This window comes from Streptomyces sp. GbtcB7, assembly GCF_019091445.1.
Lineage (GTDB): Bacteria > Actinomycetota > Actinomycetes > Streptomycetales > Streptomycetaceae > Streptomyces > Streptomyces mirabilis.
The window spans coordinates 1-23,768 of the sequence record NZ_JAGXJM010000003.1 but is presented as its reverse complement, the minus strand read 5'-3'; the positions used below and the strand labels follow the sequence as shown (position 1 = coordinate 23,768).

Annotated in this window: 17 protein-coding genes; 8 read left to right on the top strand and 9 right to left on the bottom strand. The window is 70.2% G+C overall.

The window, feature by feature from the left end; genetic code table 11:
• The first annotated feature begins 5 nt into the window (after window positions 1-5).
• Genes KVT44_RS05425 through KVT44_RS05415 form a run of 3 tightly spaced genes read left to right on the top strand, consistent with a single transcriptional unit; the run spans window position 6 to window position 4,641 of the window.
• On the top strand, window positions 6-401 hold the full coding sequence (locus KVT44_RS05425; protein WP_054237191.1) for a DUF742 domain-containing protein: 396 nt from the start codon (window positions 6-8) through the stop codon (window positions 399-401).
• 24 nt (window positions 402-425) lie between these two features.
• A complete protein-coding gene (locus KVT44_RS05420; protein WP_217566284.1) occupies window positions 426-4,055 on the top strand; it encodes a hydantoinase B/oxoprolinase family protein in 3,630 nt (1,209 codons plus the stop codon).
• The gene (locus KVT44_RS05415) at window positions 4,036-4,641 is read left to right on the top strand and encodes an ATP/GTP-binding protein (protein WP_054237193.1); all 606 of its coding nucleotides are present in this window, start codon (window positions 4,036-4,038) and stop codon (window positions 4,639-4,641) included. Before KVT44_RS05420 ends, KVT44_RS05415 begins: the two co-directional genes overlap by 20 nt.
• A gap of 118 nt (window positions 4,642-4,759) precedes the next feature.
• On the opposite strand, the gene glpK is transcribed toward KVT44_RS05415, so the two are convergent.
• The 5 genes from glpK to KVT44_RS05390 form a co-directional block, all read right to left on the bottom strand.
• A complete protein-coding gene (glpK, locus tag KVT44_RS05410; RefSeq protein ID WP_095855875.1) occupies window positions 4,760-6,280 on the bottom strand; it encodes a glycerol kinase GlpK in 1,521 nt (506 codons plus the stop codon).
• 55 nt (window positions 6,281-6,335) lie between these two features.
• Window positions 6,336-7,076 (bottom strand): MIP/aquaporin family protein, encoded by a 741-nt coding sequence (locus tag KVT44_RS05405; RefSeq protein ID WP_099923853.1) that lies wholly within the window; start codon window positions 7,074-7,076, stop codon window positions 6,336-6,338.
• 423 nt (window positions 7,077-7,499) lie between these two features.
• Entirely contained in the window at window positions 7,500-9,125 is a 1,626-nt protein-coding gene (locus KVT44_RS05400) for a GGDEF domain-containing protein (protein ID WP_190173449.1), read from the bottom strand.
• Window positions 9,126-9,296: 171 nt separating this feature from the next.
• The gene (locus KVT44_RS05395) at window positions 9,297-10,487 is read right to left on the bottom strand and encodes a lipid-transfer protein (RefSeq protein WP_075027475.1); all 1,191 of its coding nucleotides are present in this window, start codon (window positions 10,485-10,487) and stop codon (window positions 9,297-9,299) included.
• Window positions 10,488-10,515: 28 nt separating this feature from the next.
• A complete protein-coding gene (locus KVT44_RS05390) occupies window positions 10,516-10,941 on the bottom strand; it encodes a Zn-ribbon domain-containing OB-fold protein (protein ID WP_190173462.1) in 426 nt (141 codons plus the stop codon).
• 289 nt (window positions 10,942-11,230) lie between these two features.
• On the opposite strand from KVT44_RS05390, the gene KVT44_RS05385 reads away from it, so the two are divergent.
• Both KVT44_RS05385 and KVT44_RS05380 read left to right on the top strand, forming a co-directional pair.
• On the top strand, window positions 11,231-12,040 hold the full coding sequence (locus tag KVT44_RS05385; RefSeq protein WP_217566283.1) for a M15 family metallopeptidase: 810 nt from the start codon (window positions 11,231-11,233) through the stop codon (window positions 12,038-12,040).
• Window positions 12,041-12,167: 127 nt separating this feature from the next.
• Window positions 12,168-12,704 (top strand): NUDIX domain-containing protein, encoded by a 537-nt coding sequence (locus KVT44_RS05380; RefSeq protein WP_217566282.1) that lies wholly within the window; start codon window positions 12,168-12,170, stop codon window positions 12,702-12,704.
• A gap of 28 nt (window positions 12,705-12,732) precedes the next feature.
• Here KVT44_RS05380 and KVT44_RS05375 read toward each other — a convergent pair whose 3' ends face one another.
• The gene (locus KVT44_RS05375; RefSeq protein WP_217566281.1) at window positions 12,733-15,099 is read right to left on the bottom strand and encodes a TIM-barrel domain-containing protein; all 2,367 of its coding nucleotides are present in this window, start codon (window positions 15,097-15,099) and stop codon (window positions 12,733-12,735) included.
• 204 nt (window positions 15,100-15,303) lie between these two features.
• Here KVT44_RS05375 and KVT44_RS05370 point away from each other — a divergent pair, with 204 nt between their 5' ends.
• Window positions 15,304-17,271: an acetoacetate--CoA ligase gene (locus KVT44_RS05370; protein ID WP_217566280.1), complete on the top strand. Its 1,968-nt coding sequence runs from the start codon at window positions 15,304-15,306 to the stop codon at window positions 17,269-17,271.
• Here the strand turns inward: KVT44_RS05370 and KVT44_RS05365 are convergent, their stop codons facing one another.
• Window positions 17,272-18,591 (bottom strand): aminotransferase class I/II-fold pyridoxal phosphate-dependent enzyme, encoded by a 1,320-nt coding sequence (locus KVT44_RS05365; protein WP_217566279.1) that lies wholly within the window; start codon window positions 18,589-18,591, stop codon window positions 17,272-17,274.
• A gap of 112 nt (window positions 18,592-18,703) precedes the next feature.
• Between KVT44_RS05365 and KVT44_RS05360 the strand changes: the two genes are divergently transcribed.
• Together KVT44_RS05360 and KVT44_RS05355 are read left to right on the top strand one after the other, a co-directional pair.
• Window positions 18,704-19,912, top strand: coding sequence for an MFS transporter (locus KVT44_RS05360; protein ID WP_217566278.1), 1,209 nt, complete (start codon window positions 18,704-18,706; stop codon window positions 19,910-19,912).
• A gap of 22 nt (window positions 19,913-19,934) precedes the next feature.
• Window positions 19,935-20,828 (top strand): hypothetical protein, encoded by an 894-nt coding sequence (locus KVT44_RS05355; protein ID WP_099923860.1) that lies wholly within the window; start codon window positions 19,935-19,937, stop codon window positions 20,826-20,828.
• Window positions 20,829-20,896: 68 nt separating this feature from the next.
• On the opposite strand, the gene ptsP is transcribed toward KVT44_RS05355, so the two are convergent.
• Together ptsP and KVT44_RS05345 are read right to left on the bottom strand one after the other, a co-directional pair.
• Window positions 20,897-22,567: a phosphoenolpyruvate--protein phosphotransferase gene (gene ptsP, locus KVT44_RS05350; RefSeq protein WP_099923861.1), complete on the bottom strand. Its 1,671-nt coding sequence runs from the start codon at window positions 22,565-22,567 to the stop codon at window positions 20,897-20,899.
• Between the two features lie 83 nt (window positions 22,568-22,650).
• A complete protein-coding gene (locus tag KVT44_RS05345) occupies window positions 22,651-23,100 on the bottom strand; it encodes a PTS glucose transporter subunit IIA (RefSeq protein WP_099923862.1) in 450 nt (149 codons plus the stop codon).
• Between the last annotated feature and the right edge of the window lie 668 nt (window positions 23,101-23,768).

The window sequence follows — 23,768 nt, the reverse complement described above, 5'->3', positions numbered from 1 at the left end:
ATGGCATGAGCGGAGACGGTCAGGGAAAACGCCACTGGTTCGACGACGACGCCGGACCGGTGGTCCGTCCTTATGCCATGACACGCGGGCGCACCACCAGTCCGGCCCAGCATCGCCTCGACCTGATCGCGGTGGTCGTCACGGAGCCCCACGCGGACGACCCCGAAGCCGACCATTCGCTGTCCCCGGAACATGTGGACATAGTCGAGCTCTGCCGCGACACCCCCCAGTCGGTCGCCGAGCTCGCCGCCGAGCTCGACCTGCCCATCGGAGTCGTCCGGGTCCTCATCGGGGACCTCGTGACCGAGGAAATGGTCCATGTGACACGTCCCGTACCCCCTGCCGAGCTGCCGGACGAGAGTATTCTGCGCGACGTGATCAGCGGCCTCCGGGCGCTCTGAGCTGGGCGGAAGCGGGGAGCAGACGTGACAGGCTGGCAGTTCTGGGTCGACCGAGGCGGCACCTTCACCGACATCGTCGCGCGACGCCCGGACGGCCGCCTGCTCACGCACAAACTGCTGTCCGAGAACCGGGCGAGGTACGCCGATGCGGCGGTGGCAGGTGTCCGTGAACTCCTCGGCAGCGGTCAGGACGCCCAGGGCGCGCGGATCGACGCCGTCCGCATGGGAACCACCGTCGCCACCAACGCCCTCCTGGAACGCAAGGGAGAGCGCACCCTCCTCGTCATCACCCGAGGCTTCCGCGACGCCCTGCGCATCGCCTACCAGAACCGCCCCCACATCTTCGCCCGCGCGATCGAACTGCCCGAGCTGCTCTACGAACGCGTGGTCGAGGTCGACGAGCGGATCGCCGCCGACGGCACGGTCCAGCGCGCCCCCGACCTGGACGCCCTGGCCGGGCCCCTCCAGGAGGCGTACGACTCCGGGATCCGGGCCGTCGCCGTCGTCTGCATGCACAGTCACCTCCACCCCGCCCACGAAGAGGCCGTCGGCGAACTGGCGGCACGCACCGGCTTCCCGCAGATCTCGCTCTCCAGCGAGGTCAGCCCGTTGATGAAGCTCGTCCCGCGCGGTGACACGGCCGTCGTCGACGCCTACCTGTCGCCCGTGCTGCGCCGCTACGTCCAGCACGTCGCCGATGAGCTCCAGGGCGTGCGACTGATGTTCATGCAGTCCAACGGAGGCCTCGCCGAAGCGGGTCAGTTCCGCGGCAAGGACGCCATCCTGTCCGGCCCGGCGGGCGGCATCGTCGGCATGGCCCGGATGTCGCAGCTCGCCGGCTTCGACCGTGTCATCGGCTTCGACATGGGCGGCACCTCCACGGACGTCTCGCACTTCGCGGGCGAGTACGAGCGGGTCTTCACCACCCGGATCGCCGGGGTCCGGCTGCGGGCGCCCATGCTGGACATCCACACCGTCGCCGCGGGCGGCGGCTCGGTGCTCCACTTCGACGGCTCCCGCTACCGGGTGGGCCCCGACTCGGCCGGTGCCGACCCCGGCCCCGCCTGCTACCGCGGTGGCGGCCCGCTCACCGTCACCGACGCCAACGTCGCACTCGGCCGCATCCAAGCCACCCACTTCCCCACAGTGTTCGGCCCCGACGGTGACCAGCCCCTCGACGACACCCTCGTCCGCGACCGGTTCGCCGCCCTCGCGCGCGAGATCCGTGAGAAGACCGGCGACGACCGCACCCCGGAGCAGGTGGCGGAGGGTTACCTGCAGATCGCCGTGGCCAACATCGCCAACGCGGTCAAGCGGATCTCGGTCCAGAAGGGCCACGACGTCACCCGGTACGCGCTCACCACCTTCGGCGGCGCGGGCGGCCAGCACGCGTGCATGGTCGCCGACTCGCTCGGCATCCGCACCGTCCTCGTCCCGCCCATGGCCGGCGTCCTGTCCGCCCTCGGCATCGGACTCGCCGACACGACGGCCATGCGCGAGCAGTCCGTGGAGGCCCCCCTTGAGGCCTCCGCGATGCCCGGCATCCTCAAGACCGCCGACGACCTGGAGGGCGCCGCCCGCACCGAACTCCTCGCCGAGGACGTGCCCGAGGACCGCATCCGCGTCACCCGCCGCGCCCAACTCCGCTACGACGGAACGGACACGGCTCTCACCGTCGAGCTCACCGAGCCCGACACCATGACCCACGCCTTCGAGGAACGCCATCGCGCCACCTACTCCTTCACCCTCGACCGTCCGGTCGTCGTGGAAGCCCTCTCCGTAGAAGCCACCGGACTCACCGAACCCCCCGATCTCTCCGCCCTCGTGACGTCTTCGTCCGCCCGAGGCGCGGCGCAGACGGTCAGCCTCCACACGGGCGGCGCCTGGCGCGACGTACCCCTGCACCGCCGCGAGGAACTGCCCCCCGGTGAAACGGTCACCGGCCCCGCGATCATCACCGAGGCCAGCGCGACGACCGTCGTCGACGACGGCTGGCGGGCCGCGACGACCGACGACGGGCATCTGGTCATGGAACGCGTGGCGGTTACGCAGAGTTCCGATCTCGGCACGGAAGCGGACCCGGTTCTCCTCGAGGTCTTCAACAACCTCTTCATGTCCATCGCCGAGCAGATGGGCGCCCGCCTGGAGTCCACGGCCCAGTCGGTCAACATCAAGGAACGCCTGGACTTCTCCTGCGCGCTCTTCGACCCCGACGGCAGCCTTGTCGCCAACGCCCCTCACATCCCTGTCCACTTGGGCTCGATGGGCACGAGCGTGCAGGAGGTCATCCGGCGACGCGGCGACAGCATGCGCCCGGGCGACACGTACGCGGTCAACGACCCGTACCACGGAGGCACCCACCTCCCCGACGTCACCGTGATCACCCCGGTCTTCGACACGGAGGGTGAGCACATCCTGTTCTACGTCGCCTCGCGCGGACACCACGCCGAGATCGGCGGCATCGCCCCGGGCTCCATGCCCGCGAACAGCCGCACCATCGAGGAAGAGGGCATCCTCTTCGACAACTGGCTGCTCGCCGAGAACGGCCGCTTCCGCGAGGCCGAGACGCTCCGCCTGCTCACCGAGGCGCCCTACCCCTCGCGCAATCCGAAGACCAACCTCGCCGACCTGCGTGCCCAGATCGCCGCCAACCAGAAGGGCGTCGACGAAGTCGCCCGCATGATCGAGAACTTCGGCCTCGACGTCGTCCAGGCCTACATGCGGCACGTGCAGGACAACGCGGAGGAAGCCGTACGCCGCGTCATCGACGCCCTGGACGACGGTGAGTTCGCCTACGAGACCGACTCCGGGGCGGTCATCCGTGTCCGGGTCTCCGTAGACCGCGAAAATCGTTCCGCCACTGTCGACTTCACGGGCACGTCCCCGCAGCTCAGCACCAACTTCAACGCACCCTTCGCGGTGGTCAACGCCGCCGTCCTGTACGTCTTCCGCACGCTGGTCGCCGACGACATCCCGCTCAACGACGGCTGTCTGCGCCCGCTCGACATCGTCGTGCCGCGTGGCTCGATGCTCGCTCCCGAGGCCCCCGCCGCCGTGGTCGCGGGCAATGTGGAGACCTCTCAGGCGATCACCGGCGCGCTGTACGGAGCCCTGCGCGTGCAGGCCGAAGGGTCAGGAACGATGAACAACGTCACCTTCGGCAACGAGCGCTACCAGTACTACGAGACCGTGGCCTCCGGATCCGGCGCGGGCGACGGCTTCCCCGGCGCCTCCGTCGTACAGACCCACATGACCAACTCGCGGCTCACCGACCCCGAGATCCTGGAGTGGCGACTGCCGGTCCAGCTCGAGGAGTTCGCGGTCCGGCCGGGCAGCGGCGGAGCCGGGCGCTGGAGCGGCGGGGACGGTGCCGTGCGCCGTATCCGGTTCCAGCAGCCCATGACAGTCTCCACACTGTCCCAGCACCGCAGGGTCCCGCCCTACGGCATGGCCGGCGGCGAGCCCGGAGCGCTCGGCGCCAACCGGGTGGAGCGCGCGGACGGCACGGTCACGGAACTTGGCGCAAGTGATACGGCGGACGTCGGCCCCGGCGACGTACTTGTCATCGAAACCCCCGGCGGCGGGGGCTACGGCCCACCGTCCCACGACCCCCATCAAGCAGGAGAAGAGATCGATGATCTTCGGGCGTTCTGAGCGCGGCAAGCCCCCGGTCGAGCCCGTCACGCTCAAGATCCTGGTGGCCGGTGGCTTCGGGGTGGGCAAGACGACCCTGGTCGGCGCGGTCAGCGAGATCAAACCGCTGCGCACCGAGGAGGTGCTCACCGAGGCGGGCCGCCCGGTCGACGACACCAGCGGCGTGGAGGGCAAGCACACCACCACCGTCGCCATGGACTTCGGCCGCATCACGCTCCGCGAGGACCTGGTGCTCTACCTCTTCGGGACGCCCGGACAGGACCGCTTCTGGTTCCTGTGGGACGAGCTCGCCTCCGGCTCCCTGGGCGCCGTAGTGCTCGCCGACACGCGCCGCCTGGAGGACTGCTTCGCCGCCGTCGACTACTTCGAGCGGCGCTCCATACCGTTCGTGATGGGCGTCAACTGCTTCGAAGGATCGGCCCGGTACCCGGTCGACGAGGTCCGCCAGGCACTCGACCTCGACGACGACGTTCCGGTCGTCCTGTGCGACGCGAGAGACCGGGAGTCGGCCAAGGAGGTCCTCATCGAGGTCGTCCAGCACGCGATGGCGTACGGAGCCGACCGACGCGAACCGGTCACCACCTGACCCGTACATACGATACGAACCGCGCATACGGCCCGTACCCCCGCCGACCGGGGTACGGGCCGTCGTCCCGCACACGCGTGTGGCTCACGCGAGACGCACGCGCGCGTGGACCCCTGTCTCAGCTGACGTCGTCCTCGTGCCAGCCGAAGCTCTTCTCCACCGCCTTGCGCCAGTTGTGGTACTCACGGTCGCGCACGGAGGCCTCCATGGACGGTGTCCACTCGACGTCCTTCTGCCAGTGCGACTTCAGCTCGTCGAGGTCGTTCCACACACCGGTCGCGAGCCCGGCCGCGTAGGCCGCGCCCAGACAGGTCGTCTCGGACACCCGGGGACGGATCACCGGCACGCCCAGGACATCCGCCTGGTGCTGCATCAGCAGATTGTTCTTGGTCATGCCGCCGTCCACCTTCAGGGTGGTGATCTGCACACCGGAGTCCTGGAACATGGCGTCGACGACCTCACGGGTCTGCCAGCTCGTCGCCTCCAGGACCGCGCGGGCGAGGTGCGCCTTGGTGACGTACCGGGTGAGGCCGGTGACGACACCGCGCGCGTCCGAGCGCCAGTAGGGGGCGAACAGGCCCGAGAACGCCGGCACGATGTACGCGCCGCCGTTGTCGTCGACGCTCGCGGCCAGCGTCTCGATCTCGTCGGCGTTGCGGATGATGCCGAGCTGGTCGCGGAACCACTGCACCAGGGCGCCGGTGATCGCGATCGACCCTTCGAGGCAGTAGACAGGCGCCTCGCCGCCGATCTTGTAGCCCATGGTCGTCAGCAGCCCGTTCTTCGAGGGGACGGGCCGGTTGCCGGTGTTGAGCAGCAGGAAGCTGCCGGTGCCGTACGTGTTCTTGGCGGTGCCCACGTCGTAGCAGGCCTGCCCGAAGACCGCCGCCTGCTGGTCGCCGAGCGCCGAGGCGACGGGAACGCCCGCCAGCTGCCCCACGGCGGTGCCGTACACCTCGGCCGACGACCTGATCTCGGGCAGCACCGCCTCGGGGACGTTCATCGCCGCGAGGATCGACGGGTCCCACTGAAGGGTCTCCAGGTTCATCAGCATGGTGCGCCCGGCGTTGGTGACGTCGGTGACGTGCCGACCGCCGTCCGTGCCGCCGGTCAGGTTCCAGATCAGCCAGGAGTCGATGGTGCCGAAGGCGATCTCGCCGCGCTCGGCACGCGCGCGCAGCCCCGGCACGTTATCGAGCAGCCAGGCCGCCTTGGGGCCGGAGAAGTAGCTGGCCAGCGGCAGGCCGGTCTGTTCGCGGAAGCGGTCCTGGCCGTCCGTGCCGCCCAGCTGGTTGCAGAGCGCCGAGGTCCGGGTGTCCTGCCACACGATCGCGTTGTGCACGGGCTTGCCGGTGGCCCGGTCCCACAGGACGGTCGTCTCGCGCTGGTTGGTGATGCCGAGCGCGCTCAACTGGTCGGCGCGCAGCCCAGCCTTGGCGATCGCTCCCGCGACGACCGCCTGCACCTTGGACCAGATCTCGGTGGCGTCGTGTTCCACCCAGCCCGGCTTGGGGAAGATCTGGCGGTGCTCGCGCTGATCGACGGCGACGATCGCGCCGCTCCGGTCGAAGATGATGCAGCGGCTGGAGGTGGTGCCCTGGTCGATTGCGGCGACGTACTTCTCGGCGTTCTCCGTCATGACGTCCCCTTACGTCTTCTACGTCAGAAGGCTGCGTTGGAAGCCTGCGTTCTCGTCAGAAGGCTGCGTTGTAGATCGCGGCCCCGATGGCGGCACCGGCGATCGGGCCGACCACCGGGATCCAGGAGTAACTCCACTCCGAGGTGCCCTTGTTGGGAATCGGCAGCAATGCGTGGGTGAGGCGCGGTCCCAGGTCGCGGGCCGGGTTGATGGCGTACCCGGTGGGGCCGCCCAGCGAGAGTCCGATACCGACCACGAGGAACGCGATGAGCTGGACGGGCAGTCCGGCGTCGCCGATCCCGGCCACGTGTTTGTGGCCGCCGACCATGGCCAGAATGGGCAGCATCAGGCCGACGGTGGCGATGGTCTCGGTGAGGAGGTTCTGCACGGGATGGTTGATCTCTGGCCGGGTCGAGAAGATGCCCAGCGTCTCGATGGCCTTGTCCTCGTCGGCGTTGAGGTTGAACTGGCCGAGGTAGAGCAGCCAGCAGAGCACGGCGCCGACGATGGCGCCCGCGAACTGGCCCAGAATGTAGAAGGGCACGTCCTCCCACTTCGTCGAGCCCTCGATGGCGAAACCGATGGTCACGGCCGGGTTGATCTGACCGCCGGACAGCGGCGCCGCGGTGTAGGCCCCGGCGAGCACGCCGAAACCCCATCCGAACGCGATGACGACCCAGCCGGCGCCCTGCGCCTTGGACTTGTTGAGGGTGACCGCGGCGCAGACCCCCGCGCCGAACAGAATCAGAATCGCAGTGCCGATCAACTCGCCGACAAAAATGTCTCCGTTGCTCATGGCGGCTCCTAGGCCTCGCCCGGAGCGGTCCGCTCCGGGCCACCGTGCGGGGTGCGTTTCCCATGGCTACTTCAGCCGAAGGCAGGGAGGTCCCGCGCCCCGCCCGGCGTCCGTGACGAGCGTGCCGTCGCAGCGGAATCGCCCGTGGGGGACGGCCTTGGAAACAGGTCGGGAACCCGAGCGGTGCGGTGCCTGAAGACGCCCGAATGCGGCGATGCCGACTGACATCCGGAAGTGTTCACCGGCGCCCAGAGGGCGTCAAGGTCGCCGACGGCAACGGTTGAAGGCCGTGAACGGGCCAAGATCGGGACACGGTACGGGCCTGCCCGGGACACGGTCTCGGGCCGACCGTCCCTTCGCTCTCACCCGTCACAGGGGTCCCAGGCAGCACGGCCGTTGCTCAGAACCCTCCCGGTCCGTCGCTCAACCGGCCTGTGCCCGCTCCGCCCCCGAACCACGCAGGACCTCATGTCCCGGCAGTCCCGGCCGCCCCAGCACCCAACTCGCCCCGCTCAGAGCCTTGGCGGCCTGCTTGAGCGGTGCCAGACAGGCCGCCGCCTGTCGGTGATCGGTCACGCTGCCCGGCGCGCACAGGACCGTGGCCAGCGACAAGGTGACGGGACGTCCACCCGCCGACCAGGGCGCGTCGAGTACCGTGCCGGCCAGCGGCCCGAGAGTCTCCGGCTCCGCGAGGACCAAGAAGTCGTCGCCGCCGATGTGCCCCACCCGGGTCGTCCCGGAAGCCGCGTGCTGCAGCGTCCGCCCGACCGCCCGGATCAGCTCGTCGCCCGCGGCGAAGCCCGCTCCGTCGTTGACCTGCTTGAAGTGGTCGACATCGAGCCAACTGAGCGCGAACGTCCGGCCGTCGGCGATCCGCCGGTCCACCTCGCCGGTGATCGCGTCCGAACCGGGCAGCCTGGTCAGCGGGTTGAGCCCGGCCGCCTCCTCGACCCGGCTCTCGGAGAGCGCTCGTACGAGATCGGCCAGACGTACGACCCCCACGCACCGCCCGTAGTGATCGACGACCGCGACATCGTCCGACGTACGGTCCCGCTCGCCGTCCGCCACCACGTCGAGGACCTCCCACGCGGTCGCGTCGACGCCGACCGTACGCGGCGGATCGCCGAGCTTGGCGGCCGGCCGGTCGGCGTACAGGGCATGCCCGTACGGCCCCGACATCGACAGCAGGAACCGTGACCGGTGCACCGAGCGGACCGGGATCCCGGAGGGATCCACGAGCAGCACACCGGACACGTCGGGCGAGCCGGTGAGCAGCGCCCGCACCTGCCCCGCGGAGGCCGTCGCGGGCAGCAGCGCGGCGGGCCGCACGAACTGCCGCACCGACGGTCCCGACCGGGGGGCCGCCGCGACGCCGGGGGAGAGGGCCGGAACGTATACGTCCGCGACGGGCAGCCGTGCGGGCGGCGCGAACAGCTCGCCCTGCGCCAACTGCGCCCCCGCCGACACCGCGGCCGCGCACTGCAGCTCCGTCTCGACACCCTCCACGGACAGCAGTGCGCCCAGCTGCTCGCACAGCGTCCGCATCGCCCTGACCGCCGCCGGCCGCGTCAGCAGGGACGCATCGAGCTTCACCAGCTCGGGCGCGAGGTCCGTGAGCAGCCGCAGGGGTACGTCGCCGTCGCCCACCCCGTCCGCGCAGATCCGGAAGCCTTCGCTCCGCACCGTGGACACCGCCTCCAGCAGGGCGTGGTGAGGCACGTGCGTGTACGGCGGAACGATGTCGATCGTCACCTCCCACGGCAGCCGACCGGCCTCGCGCACGGCGTCGCGCAGCGCCGCGAGCCGTCCGAGATCGGCCAGTGTCCCGGCGAAGACATTCACGTGCAGCGGCAGCATCGTCTCCCTGCGGGCCGCTGCGCGGATCGCCAACGCCGCCAGCCGCCCGTCGAGTTCGGGGTCGCGGCGGGCCTGTGCCAGGATGTCGCCGGATTCGGGACGGGCGAGTATCTCCAGCGCCGCAACCCCTCCGGTCGTCAGGTTGACGACCGGCTGGAAGGCGAAGCGGACAGTATCCGTCCAGGAGGGCACGGGAGCATACTGGCCCCGCCCGCGCACGCCCGGGCGCGATTCACGAGCTGTTCACGCAGCATTCCGAGGTCGTCACACCGAGTGCGGACGGCCGCGGGGCGAGCCTCCGCGGACGGCGGTCGTCGCGGCGCACGCCGCCCCTGGACGCGGTGCATTCGGCCGGCCGCCGACTCAACGGACGGCGACGACCGACGAACCGTGTCCGAACAGCCCCTGGTTCGCCGTGATTCCCACGCGCGCGCTCGCGACCTGCCGGTCGCCCGCGTCCCCGCGCAGCTGCCATGTCAGCTCGCACACCTGGGCTATGGCCTGCGCCGGAACGGCCTCTCCGAAGGAGGCCAGTCCGCCGCTGACATTCACCGGTATGCGCCCGCCCAGCGATGTGGCACCCTCCCGCAGCAGCTTCGCGGCCTCCCCCTCCCCGCACAGCCCCAGGTCCTCGTACCACTGCAATTCCAGGGCCGTGGACAGGTCGTACACCTCGGCGAGCGAGAGGTCCTCGGGACCGATGCCCGCCTCCTCGTACGCCGCCCGCGCGATCGAGGCCCGGAAGGTGCCGGGCGCGGGTTCCACCGCGACGGCGGAGTCCGTGGCGATGTCCGGGAGGTCGAGCACGGTGTTGGGGTAGCGCGGTGTCACCGTCGACACCGCGCGGATCCGTACGGGGTCCGCCGCCCCGTGGCGTCGCGCGAAGTCCATGCTCGACAGCACGAGGGCGGCGCCCCCGTCGGACGTCGCGCAGATGTCGAGCAGCCGCAACGGGTCGGCGACGACGGCGGAACCCGCCACCTCTTCGGCCGTGACCCTCTTGCGGTACCGCGCGTTCGGATTCAGCGCCCCCAGGGCGGCGTTCTTCACCTTGACCTGTGCGAAGTCCTCCAGGGTGTCCCCGTGCACGGCCATCCGCCGCCGTGCGTACAGTCCGAAGTACGTCGGATTCGTCGCTCCGAGGACCCGGAACCGCAGCCAGTCGGGATCGTCCGGCCTGTCCCCGCCCGCAGGACGGAAGAATCCCTTGGGCGCCGCGTCGGCGCCGACCACGAGGACCACGTCCGCGAGGCCCGAAAGGATCTGTGCCCGCGCCGCGTTGATGGCCTGCGCCCCCGACGCGCACGCGGCGTACACACTCGTGACCCGCGCTCCCTGCCAGCCCAGGGCTTTCGCGAACGTCGCTCCCGCCACGTACCCCGGATAGCCGGCGCGCACGGTGTCGGCGCCCACGACCGAGCCGACGTCCCGCCAGTCGACCCCCGCGTCGGCCAGCGCCGCACGCGCCGCCACGACCCCGTACTCGACGAATCCGCGCCCCCACTTGCCCCACGGGTGCATGCCCGCGCCGAGCACCGCCACCTCACCGCTCATGCCGTCACCCCCGTACGCCACATGCCCTTCATGCCGTCACCCCCGTCGGCCGCCAGTGCCACGTCGTCCAGGTCGTCTCCTCGTCCTCGTTCAGCACGCCGGGGACGACCTCCACTTCCATGCCCACCGCCAGGTCGGAGACGGTGATCCCGGGAACCGTCTGGCCGAGTACGACGAGCCGCTCGGATTCCAGCTCCACAGCGATCAACGCATAGGGTTCCCACGAGAGTTCCGGATCGGTCACATACGGTGACGGAGGCCGGTACCGGCTGTCGGTGTACGACCAGACGCGACCGCGCCGGGACAGCGGGACCTCGGTCAGCTCACCGCCCCGGCATCCCGGATTTCGACAGAAGGCGTCCTCGCGGGGGAAGAAGACCGAGGCGCACGCGGAGCAGCGCGTGCCGAGGAGACGGAAGTCGTCCCCGTCCCCGGCGAACCATCCGGTGACCACAGGTGTGCGTGTACGCGACAAGACCCCTCCATGACACTGGATCTGACGGAGCGTCAGAAGTGTGCCACGGGCATCGGGAAATGGGCAGCGCGACGGAGAGAACCGTGGAGGCCTCCTGGGCGTCGGAGTATCGAGAGGTGCGGCCGGGGCTCACGGGGGTGGTTCCGGCCGTGCCTCCCGGTGCGGCTCCTGGGCCCGTTGGGCGATCCGCTGATTCCCTCACTCGATGGTGCCCGACCGCATGTGATCCCTTCCCCGACGGATCCCGCACCTGATAGATGCAGGGGGCATGACACGACTCTCCACCGCCGTACGCGGTCTGGTGACCACGCTCGCCGCCTTACTGGCCGTGACCGCCGCCTCCGCCACCGCCCGGGCGACGCCCGAGCCGAAGGCTCCCGAGGACTTCTTGGCCCTGAGATCCGTGGACCCGACGATCATCCAGGAGATGCGCTACTTCACGCCGCACAACTTCGTGGGCGAGCGCGTCGACGGCTACCGGCAGCCGATCTGCATCCTCACCCGACCCGCCGCGGAAGCCCTCCACAAGGCTCAGGTGACACTGCTGCACGAGGGCTACACCCTCAAGGTGTACGACTGCTACCGGCCGCAACGCGCCGTCGACCACTTCGTGCGCTGGGCCGAGGACCTCGACGATCAGGCGATGAAGCCCGAGTTCTATCCGCAGGTCGACAAGACCCGTCTGTTCGAGGACGGTTACATCGCCGAGAAGTCCGGACACAGCCGCGGCTCGACGATGGACCTCACGATCGTGCGGCTGCCGGCGAAGCCGACCCGCCCGTACGTCCCCGGAGAACCCCTCGTGCCCTGCTACGCGCCCCAGGACGGGCGCTTCCCGGACAACTCCGTGGACATGGGTACCGGCTTCGACTGCTTCGACACCCTCGCGCACACGCTGGACCCACGCGTCCAGGGCGTGCAGCGAGCCAACCGGCTGCTCCTGAAGAGCACCCTCGAAGACCTCGGATTCGTCAACCTCGCCGAGGAGTGGTGGCACTACACGTACAAGCCCGAGCCCTACCCCGACACGTACTTCGACTTCCCCGTGTCCAAGGAGTCACTGGCTTCGTCCCCCTGAGCCGGGCCGGTCCGCCCCGTGACGGCGGGGCGGACCGCATCACGAGACGCACTTCGACGGGCGCCCGGACCCGCACCTGATGAGGCACCCGAAGACGAGCGAGAAGTGATCGGCTACAGTCCGCGGCGTGTCCGCAACCCCGCACCCACCCGCCGACTTCGCGCCGGACTCGCACTGTTCGAGCTGCGGAGCACCCTACGGAGAAGCCAACTCCGGCTGGCCCCGCACCTGCGCCGTCTGCGGCGGCGTGGCCTACCGCAATCCGCTGCCGGTCGCGGTGGCCCTGCAGCCCGTGTACGACGACAGGGGCACCGCCCTGGTCGTCATCACCCGGACCATCGCCCCCGCGCGCGGAGGCATCGCGCTGCCCGGAGGGTTCATCGACCACCGGGAGGACTGGCGACACGCCGTCGCCCGGGAACTCAAGGAGGAGACGGGAATCGACGTGGCGAGCCGCGAGGTGCGGCTCGCCGACGCGATGAGCTCTCCCGCCGGGCACCTGCTGCTCTTCGGGCTCCTACCGGAGCGCCCGGCCGCCGAACTGCCGCCGTCCGCCGCCACGGACGAGACCGAGGGCTGGCACCTGCTGCGCCGGCCCACCGAGCTCGCCTTCCCGCTGCACACCTTGGCGGCGCGTGCATGTTTCGAGGGACGGTACGTCTGAGGGGGTCCCACAGGGTTCTCGGAGGCCGTCATCGCGTCCCGAGGCCCCGCACCCGGACCGGATACTCCGGCGTGCCCGCTCCGCCCTCTCCGTCCCGCCGCACGACCACGTGCTGCCCCTCCCAGCGCGTCACATAGCGTTCGAGCTCGGGCTCGTCCCAGCCGTCGCCGCGGTCCGGCACGGCGAGTCCGCCCCCGACCCGCCCGCGCGCCGGAGCCCACGCCTCCAGCTCCAGGCCGCCGTCGTCGCCCCGGACGGGCACGACGGCACCCGCGCGCGCCAGCACCGGAATCCGCGACAAGGGGGCATCGAGCAACACCTGGGCCGGCCCCTCGTACACCTCCTCGGTGACCGTGTCGTACCAACGCCCCCGGGGCAGCTGCACCGCACGACGGTCGGCCCCATGGTCCAGCACCGGTGCCACAAGAAGGCAGTCACCCAGCATGAAGGCGTCCTCGCAGTCCCTGAGCGCCCGGTCCTCCGGCGCCGCCCACCACAGGGGCCGCACATAGGGAGCGCCCGTGCGGCGCGCCAGCAGCGCCAGCGTCATGAAGTACGGGAGCAGCCGCCGCCGCTCGACGAGAGCCACGCGCGCGTGCTCCAGTACGTCGTCACCGAACTCCCACGGCTCCCGGCGACCCGCCCGCAGACTCGCGTGCGTACGGAACAGCGGCAGATACGCGCCGAGCTGGAACCACCGCAGGTACAGCTCGGGAGACGGGCTGCCGTCGAAACCGCCCACGTCGGGACCCGAGTACGGAACCCCGCACAGCCCGAGCCCCATCACCAGTGACAGCGAAGCCCGCAGCCCGGGCCAGCCCGTGGCCACGTCTCCGGACCAGGTCCCTCCGTAGCGCTGCATTCCGGCCCACCCGGAGCGCGAGAAGAGGAACGGCCGCTCCTGGGGATCCAGCTCGCGCAGGCCCTCGTACGCGGCTCGGGCCATGCCCAGGGCGTACACGTTGTGCGCCTCACGATGGTCGCCGCCGCGTCCCTCCAGGGAGTGCCGAGCCGACCTCGGCAGCGTCGACTCCCCGAACGCCGTGAACGACGTCGGCTCGTTCATGTCGTGCCAGAATCCCGCGAACCCCTGCGCCAGCCGTTCCTCGTAGAGGCTGCCCCACCACTCCCGCACACGCGCGTGCGTGAAGTCCGGATATACCGACTCCCCGGGCCATACGACACCCCGCACAAGCCGGCCCGAACCGTCCCGCACGAAGGCGTCCTCGGCGAGACCGCTGTCGTACACCGCGTTGCCCGGCTCGGCCTTGACCGCCGGGTCGACGATCGACACCAGCCGGATGCCGTCGCGGCGCAGCTCCTCGGCGAGCACCGGCAGCTTCGGGAAGCGCTCCCGGTCCACCGTGAACACCTGATGGGCGTCGTAGTGATCGATGTCCAGGTGGACCGCGTCGAGGGGCAGACCGCGCTCCTGATAGCCCGCGACGATCCGCCGCACCTCCTGCTCGCTGCCGAAGCCCCAGCGCGCGTGATGGTGTCCCAGAGCCCACGCGGGCGGCAGCGCGGGCGCCCCGGTGAGCGAGGCCCAGGCGTGCAGCACGCGAGCGGGGGTGCCCACCATCAACCAGCAGCGCAGCGGGCCACCGTCCAACCGCAACTCGCACGTTCCCGCCCGGTCGTGCCCCGACCCCGCGCCCTCCTCTCCCTCGCGCAGGTTCACCGTGCCGTCCCAGGAGGTGTCGTGGAACACGAGATGCGTGCCCGCGTCGGAGACCACCATCTGCACGGGCATCGTGATGTACAGCGGATCGTCGTCCGGCGCGAAGGCGTGCCCGGGATCCGTGTTCCACAGCCGGTACGTCCCGTCACGCAGCCTGGGACCGGCCGCGCGCCCGCCCAGGCCGAAGAACCGAGCGTCGGCGGCCACTTCCGAGCGCTGCATCCACCGCGCGCCGCCCCCGTCGACTGGCTCCCACCAACGGGGCGGCAGATCACGGCGCAGGATCACACCACCCGGGGTTTGCACCTCCACGGCGCCGTGCCGCGAGACGACGACCGTCACTCGTTCGGCCACCACCCGCCAGCCGCCGTCCTTGTCGGGCTCCAGCACGGCCCGTGGGTCCGGCTCCGGGCAACGGCCCGCGAGCGCGTAGGACGGCTCCGGACCGGCCCCGTCCCAGCCCCAGAACACCGCCCCGCTCACCGCGACCGTGATCCTCAACTCGGACCGCGCGAACCGGACGACCCCACCCCCGGGCCCCGGCTCCGCCCCCTCCACCGGGCCGGGCACCCGCGCGCGCTCGGCCCCCCGTCGCGGTAGCCCGGCGGCGTCGGCACGCCTCCTTCGCCAAGCGGCCCGCACGGTACGCAAGCCCTGGGCCGCCCCCGTCGAACCGACCGTCTTCACCGAACGCACCAGGTCACGACCGTCCATGCTGCTCACCCTGCCATTGCCTGCGCCAAATGAGTGAGTCGTTCAACTGCCGTTCACCCGTGATGGGGGCACATCTTCACGCGGACGACCATCTGCGGCGCACCCTGGTGCGGAAGTCGATCACATGGCATCGTCCGTGTCAGCCGCGTGACGCGCACACCCCAGCTCGTGCGCGACCGACGCACACAGTCCGGGAGCCGATTCATGTCCACCGCGAACCCCTCAGCGCTCTGGCAGCCCGACCCAGGGCGCATCACCCAGGCGCAGGTCACGAAGTTCCAGGCCTGGGCGGCCGAGCACCACGGAGCCCCGTCCGACGGCGGCTACCCGGCACTGCACAGCTGGTCGGTACGGGAACTGGACACGTTCTGGAAGGCCGTCACCGAGTGGTTCGACGTACGGTTTTCGACCCCCTACGCGCGCGTGCTCGGTGACCGCTCGATGCCCGGCGCCGAATGGTTCCCCGGGGCGACCCTGAACTACGCCGAGCACGCCCTGCGCGCGGCCGAGACCCGCACGGACGAACCAGCGCTCCTGTACGTCGACGAGACCCACGAGCCGGCCCCGGTGAGCTGGTCCGAGCTGCGCCGTCAGGTCGGCTCCCTGGCCGCCGAGCTGCGCGCCCTCGGGGTACGCCCCGGGGACCGCGTCAGCGGCTATCTCCCGAACATTCCGCAGGCCGTGGCCGCCCTGCTCGCCACGGCCGCCGTAGGGGCCGTGTGGACGTCCTGTGCCCCCGATTTCGGCGCGCGCAGCGTCCTCGACCGCTTCCAGCAGGTCGAACCCGTCGTGCTCTTCACGGTCGACGGCTACCGCTACGGCGGCAAGGAGCACGACCGCCGTGACGTGGTCGCCGAGCTGCGCCGCGAACTGCCGACCCTGCGCGCCGTCGTCCACATCCCACTGCTCGGCACCGAAGCCCCCGAAGGCGCCCTGAACTGGTCCGAGCTGACCTCGGCGGACGTGGCGCCCGTCTTCGAAGAGGTCCCTTTCGACCACCCTTTGTGGGTGCTCTACTCCTCCGGCACGACCGGCCTCCCCAAGGCCATCGTCCAGTCCCAGGGCGGCATCCTCGTCGAGCACCTCAAGCAACTGGGCCTGCACTGCGACCTCGGCCCCGAGGACCGCTTCTTCTGGTACACGTCCACCGGCTGGATGATGTGGAACTTCCTCGTCTCCGGCCTGCTCACGGGCACCACGATCGTCCTCTACGACGGCAGCCCCGGATACCCGGACACGGGTGCCCAGTGGCGGATCGCCGAACGTACGGGAGCGACCCTCTTCGGCACGTCCGCCGCGTATGTGATGGCGTGCCGCAAGGCGGGCGTCCACCCCTCCCAGGACTTCGACCTCACGCGTGTGCGGTGCGTCGCGACGACCGGCTCGCCCCTGCCGCCCGACGGCTTCCGCTGGCTGCACGACGAGGTCCGCGACGATCTGTGGATCGCCTCCGTCAGCGGTGGCACGGACGTGTGCTCCTGCTTCGCGGGAGCGGTGCCGACGCTCCCGGTGTACATCGGGGAACTCCAGGCGCCCGGCCTCGGCACCGACCTCCAGTCGTGGGACTCCGGCGGCAAGCCCCTGATCGACGAAGTCGGTGAGCTGGTGGTCACCAACCCGATGCCGTCCATGCCCATCCGCTTCTGGAACGATCCCGACGGCAGCCGCTACCACGACAGCTACTTCGACACCTATCCCGGAGTGTGGCGCCACGGTGACTGGATCACCGTCACCTCGCGCGGTTCCGTCGTCATCCACGGCCGCTCGGACTCGACGCTCAACCGCCAGGGCGTGCGCATGGGGTCGGCCGACATCTACGAAGCCGTCGAACGCCTCCCCGAGATCAAGGAGTCGCTCGTCATCGGTGTCGAACAGCCCGACGGCGGCTACTGGATGCCCCTCTTCGTCCACCTCGTCCCCGGCGCCGCGCTCGACGAGGCCCTCCTGAACCGCATCAAGCAGACCATCCGCGAACAGCTCTCCCCGCGCCACGTCCCCGACGAGGTCATCGAGGTGCCCGGCGTCCCGCACACCCTCACGGGCAAACGCATCGAGGTTCCGGTCAAGCGCCTTCTCCAGGGAGCCCCTTTGGAGAAGGCGGTCAACGTCGGCTCCGTGGACAACGTCGAGTTGCTGCACTTCTACGAAGAGCTGGCCCGCAAGCGCGGCTGATCAACCTCCGTAGGTGGCCTCGGACTCGCCGAGCACGACAGCGAAGTCCGAGGCCAGGCGCACCGCGTCGGAGGGTTCGAGCTCCGCGACCGAGATCCGTACACCGGGCGCGGAAGCGAGCCTGAACCGCGCACCCGCCGCGACCCACCATCCGTAGGACCGCAGCCCATTGACGACGGCCGACTCGTCGCGCACCGGTACCCAGACGTTCAATCCGCTCACGGAATGAGACGGGATCCCACGTTCCGCGAGTTGGTGTCGCAGTGCGTTCCGCCGCAGCGCGTACGTGTCCTGTGCGCGGGCGACCAACGCGCGCGTGTCGTCGTCCGTCATCAGCTCGTACACCGTCTCCTGGAGCAGGTGACTGACCCAGCCGGAGGTGAGCAGCATCCGGCCGTCGTGCCGGGCCAGCGTGATCGGATCGCAGGCCGCAGCCGCCCACCGCAGGTCCGTCCCGAGGAACTTGCTCACGGTCCGCACGTGCACCCAGCGCGCAAGGCCGCCCGCGGCCAGAGCATGAAGAGGCGCATCAGCGACGGCGGACGCATGGTCGTTCTCCACCACGAGCACGTCGGGCTCTTCCTGGAGTACGGCGACCAGAGAGTCCCGGCGCTCCGCCGAGAAGCGACCGCCGTACGGATTCTGCGCCCGTGGACTGCACACCACCGCTCGTACGCCGGCCCGTAGCGCGTCGCGCAAGGCCTCGGGTCGCATCCCCTGGTCGTCCACGGCCACCGGGACCGTACGCAGCCCCAGCGCCGTGACCAGGTCCAGCAGATGGTGATAGCCGGGGTCTTCCATGGCGACGGCGTCACCGGGACGCAACTCCACCGACAGCAGTCGCCCGATCAGATCGAGCGCGCCGTGCGCGAAGGTCACGTGTTCCGTCGGCACCCCGTCCGGTCGCAGCCAGTCGCGCACGGCGTCCTCCAACCGCGCCAGGCGCGGCGTGCTGCGGTGCGACCGCGCGCCGGGGGAGAGCCGTGAGGGCGGCACCAGGTGCGGAAGCAGCCGAGGGTCGGGATGGCCGCCCGCCAGGTCCCGCAGCCCGTCCGGCACTTTCGGTGGTCGCCGCGAAGCCACCGAGGGAGCCGCGGCGACCACGGTCCCGCCCCGCCCGCGCGTCACGACGATCCCGCGCCGCCGAAGTTCCTTGTACGCCGTCGCGACCGTCCCCGGGCTCACTCCGAGCTCGTCGGCAAGCCTGCGTACCGGAGGCAGCGCCGCCCCCGGCCCCAACGCGCCCTCGGCCACGCCTCGTTCGACGGACGAGGCAATTCCCTTGGCCGTCGCGCCACTGATCCCATATTGTGTTGCCACGTTACCAAGTATGTATCAATACATAAGTGTAGGCAAGGGGGGAACGGTGGGACCGATCAGCCGCGCAGCCGCATGGTCGACACGCATTCCAGGAGGCCCAGACGGCCGAAGAATGCTCTGGATCGCCCTCGTCGACCGGACCGGCAGCGGCCTGTGGGCAGCCGTGTCGGTCCTGTACTTCACCTACGTCACCGGCCTGTCCGTGGCACAGGTCGGCACCCTCGCCGCGGTCTCGGGGGCCATCGGCATCGCCGGCGCACCGCTCGGCGGCAGCATCGCCGACCGCCTGCCCCTCACCCGCGTCCTGATCTCCCTGCAGATTCTCCGAGCCCTGGCCTCCCTCGCCCTGCTCACCACCGACAACTACGCCCTGCTCCTGGCCTTCTCGGCCGTCGGCAGCTTCGGCGACCGGGCCGCCAACGTCCTCACCAAGCTGTACGCCACCCGCGTCTCCGGACCCGACCGCGTCCGCTACCAGGCCGTCACCAGAACCGTCGCCAACGCCGGATGGGCCCTGGGCGGCCTCACCGCAGCAGCCGCTCTCACCATCGGCACCACCACCGCCTACCAGTGGCTCCTGACAGGAGACGCGCTGTCGTTCGTCGCCGCAGCCCTCCTCACCGTGCGCTGCGCCGAACCGCCGTCCCCCGCACGCACGATCGCCACGTCCAAGGACCCGGCCCCCACCACCAGGCCGGCCAACCCCTGGCGCGACCGCGGCTATCTCGCGTACGTAGCCACCGAGACCGTCCTCTGCCTCGACGACGCCGTGTTCAAGGTCGGCCTGCCGCTCTGGATCGCCCACTCCGACCAAGCCCCTCACGGCCTCGCCCCCTTGCTCATGGTCCTCAACAACCTGATGGTCGTGGCCCTTCAGGTCCCGCTGGCCCGCTTCGGCGCCACGACGGCCGCCGCGCGCTCCCTGTTGCTCCCCTTGTCCGCCGCCTTCGCTCTCGGTGGCGTCGCCATGGCACTCTCGGCCACGGGCGGAGCCTTCACCGCCACGCTGTTCCTCACGACCTCGGCCGTCGCCTTCACCGTGGCGGAGATGCTGCACGCCACCGTCTCCTGGGAACTCTCGGTCGCCCTCGCGCCCGGGACGGCCCAGGGCGCCTACCTGGGCGTCCACGGACTGGCGCAGTCCGCCCAGCGCAGCATCGGGCCACTCGCCGTCACCGCGGCCATCGCAACCGGCCCCCTCGGCTGGACGGCCTTCGGCGCGACCATCGCCGTGACCTGCGTGTTTCAGCACCACCTGGTGCGCGACCCGCTCTCCCGCACCGCGTTGTCAGTGCCGCCAGTTACTGTGAGTGAGCATTGATCGACTGCGCACAGGGGGAAACATGGCGCACACCGAGCACCAGACCATGCGACGCGTCCTGCGCCGCGAAATCGCCGGCACCATCGGTCTGCTGACCGACGAGCACGACTTCACGGTGATGCGGCGCTACCGCACCTTCACGTTCGACGACCACACGACCTACCTCCAGCAGGTGGAATCCCTGCTCAGGACCCTGGCAGCCCAAGGCAGCCACACCACGGTCGCGCTCTTCGACCCCGAGGAGTACGCGGAGTTCTGCGCCCACAACGGCCTGGAACCCGACACCGCCGCCAGCCGCACACGCTTCACCGCCGAACTCGCCGCCACCGGCCCCACCGTCGCGTACGAGGGACAGCCCCTCGCCGAACTCGTCCCCGACCTCGTCGACGAAGCCGTCCGAAAAGCGACCTGGGAGTACGCGACCACACTCCTGGCCCGCATCGGCAACTGCGCGTCCTGCGGAGAGGACATCGGACGAGCGTCCTTCGCCCGCGCCTCCCACCTGCTCACCCGCGTCCTCGACACCGCGAGCCCCGGCGAGCGCCAACTCGTGTGCAGCGTCTCCGCGGCACCAGAAACACTCGTCGCGGTGCTGCGGGCCGACGACGACGCCGAGGGCACCACCCGCCTCGACGAGGCGGAAGCCCTCGAATTCACCACCGTCCTGGCCCTGGGTCTTGCCACCGGCAGCGCCGGAGGACTCGTCATGCGCACCACCGCCCCCGACACGACCGACCGCGTCTACGGATGGCGGCTGCGCGGAGAAGGCCTGCAACCCCTCACCGCAGGCGAGGTCTTCGACGCCTACTGCACCGATGTCACATCCGGAGACCTCGTCTCCCCGGAGTCAGGCGTCGACTACTGCGTACCACCCGACCTCGGCAGCGGAGGGGAGGCGACTGGCCACACGCACTGAACGCGAAGGGGCGCCCCACCCGCAGGTGAAGCGCCCCTGAGCAACCTTCGCTCGACGAACGGTCCCGGCTACTCGCCGGACAGCACCGCCTGGGCCGCCGTGCGCGCCTCGTCGGCCGTGTCCGTGGCACGTGCCGCCGCGGCGGCACGCTCGCACTGCGCCAGCGTGTACTTGGCGAGCGTCGCCCGGACATAAGGAATGGACGCGGCACCCATCGACAGGGAGGTGACCCCCAGACCGGTCAGCACACACGCGAGCAGCGGATCGGACGCGGCCTCACCGCAGACACCACAGCTCTTGCCCTCGGCCTTCGCCGCCTCGGCGGACACGGCGACCAGGTCGAGCAGCGCGGGCTGCCACGGGTCCTGCAGGCGGGACACCGCACCCACCTGCCGGTCGGCGGCGAAGGTGTACTGCGCGAGGTCATTGGTCCCCAGCGACAGGAACTCGACCTCCTGGAGGATCGAGCGAGCCCGCAGCGCGGCCGACGGAATCTCCACCATCGCGCCGAACTTCGCCTTCAGCCCGGCGGCACGGCACGCGTCCGCGAACGCCTTGGCGTCGATGCGGTCGGCGACCATCGGCGCCATGACCTCGAGGTAGACCGGCAGCCCCTCCGCGGCCTTCGCGAGCGCCGTCAGCTGCGTACGCAGGACATCAGGGTGGTCGAGCAGGGTGCGCAGACCCCGCACACCCAGTGCCGGGTTCGGCTCGTCGGCCGGAGTGAGGAACTCCAGCGGCTTGTCCGCGCCCGCGTCCAGCACCCGCACCACGACACGCCCCTCGGGGAACGCCTCCAGCACCTGCCGGTACGCCTCGACCTGCTTCTCCTCGGACGGCGCCTGCTTGCTGTCGTCCAGGAAGAGGAACTCGGTACGGAACAGACCGACACCCTCGGCACCGGCCTCGACGGCCGCCGGCACATCGGCGGGACCGCCTACATTCGCCAGCAGCGGGACCTTGTGTCCGTCGGAGGTGGCACCTGGTCCGGTGGAGGCCGACAGCGCCGCCTTCCGCTCGGCAGCCGCGGCCTCCAACTGCGCCCGCTTCTCGGCGCTCGGCTCCACGAAGATCTCGCCGGTGCTGCCGTCCACGGCGATCACCGTGCCTTCGGCGAGCTCTCCGGCGCCGGGGAGCGCGACGACGGCGGGCACTCCGAGCGCCCGAGCCAGGATCGCGCTGTGGCTGGTCGGCCCGCCCTCCTCGGTGACGAAGCCGAGAACGAGGGTGGGGTCGAGCAGCGCGGTGTCCGCGGGCGCAAGGTCACGAGCAATAAGGACGTACGGCTCGTCGCTGTCCGGGACGCCCGGCATGGGCACCCCGAGCAGCCGGGCGACGATACGGTTCCGCACATCGTCGAGGTCGGCCACACGACCGGCGAGGTACTCACCGGCACCCGCCAGCAGCGCGCGATAGGAGGCGAACGCGTCATAGACGGCACGCTCGGCCGTGCTGCCGACCGCGATACGTCGATCCACGTCCGCCATCAGCTCGGGGTCCTGGGCCATCATGGCCTGCGCCTCGAGCACCGCCTGGGCTTCGCCCCCCGCCAGATTGCCGCGCGCCATCAGATCGGCCGCCACAGCCTCGACGGCCTTACGGGCGCGCCCCTGTTCGCGCTCCGCGTCCTCCGCCGGGATCTGCTTGGCAGGCGGCTCAAGCACCGCCGTTCCCATGTGCCGAACCTCGCCGATCGCCACACCGTGGCTCACGCCGACGCCTCGCAGCGTTGTCTCCATCTCACCCGTCTCCGGTAGTGCGGCGCGTCCCGCCGCCGCGGTGGTTTTCGAACCTGCCGTCTATGACGGCAGTGCTGTTGATGTCACTGCCAGCTGAAAAGGGCGTCGCCGGCCTTCACATCGCCGTCCTCGCGGAGATCGCTGAGAGAGTCGGCCGTTGCCTCGAGCGCCACGATCGGGCAGATCGGGGACTTGCCGGCCACCTCGACGGCAGCCGGGTTCCAGCGCACGACGGCCTGACCGCGCGTCACGGTGTCACCCTTGTTGACGAGAAGCTCGAAGCCCTCGCCGTTGAGCTGCACTGTGTCGATGCCCAGGTGCGTGAGCACGCCATGGCCCTCTGCGTCGACGACGACAAAGGCATGAGGATGAAGCGAGACGATCACCCCGTCCACGGGGGCGACAGCCTCCCCGGGCTCACGCACGGGGTCGATCGCCGTGCCGGGGCCTACCATCGCTCCGGAGAAGACGGGATCCGGTACCGCGGTGAGTCCGATGGCGCGTCCTGCAAGAGGGGACGTCACGATGGTCATGGGAAGCCTCCCAGGGGTGGAGATTCATATGGGCCGTCACTGCCTGTACCGGACGGCGCACTGTTGAGCAGGGTATGTCATACGAACTACCGGTTCCGCATGAGAGGTCCCGGTTGGCGGCCCTAGAACACCGCGCAAACGATTTGCGCGCGCTCCAAACCCCCATGTAGAGTCGTACTCCTGCTTGAGGCCGAGCGACGCGACCAAGCGTCCTTGCCTGGCAGCACCCAACTTGTCAGATCCTATCTCGGGGTCTGGTTCTGCATGTCCGCAGAGCCGTGGTCAGAGAGACGGAAAATCGCTGATAGTGTTTGGACCGCCGGAAAGGGAAACGCGAAAGCGGGAACCTGGAAAGCACCGAGGAAATCGGATCGGGAAACGGTCTGATAGAGTCGGAAACGCAAGAACAAAGCAAGACAGCAAGACCGAAGGGAAGCGCCCGGAGGAAAGCCCGAGAGGGTGAGTACAAAGGAAGCGTCCGTTCCTTGAGAACTCAACAGCGTGCCAAAAATCAACGCCAGATATGTTGATACCCCGTCTCCGGCCGATCGGCTGGGGCGAGGTTCCTTTGAAAAAGTCCTGCCGGGCATGGTCTCGGTAGGCGCACAGCGAGGACGCTGTGAACCGAGGGGATTATTCCTCCCTTCGGTTCCGCTCTCGTGGTGTCG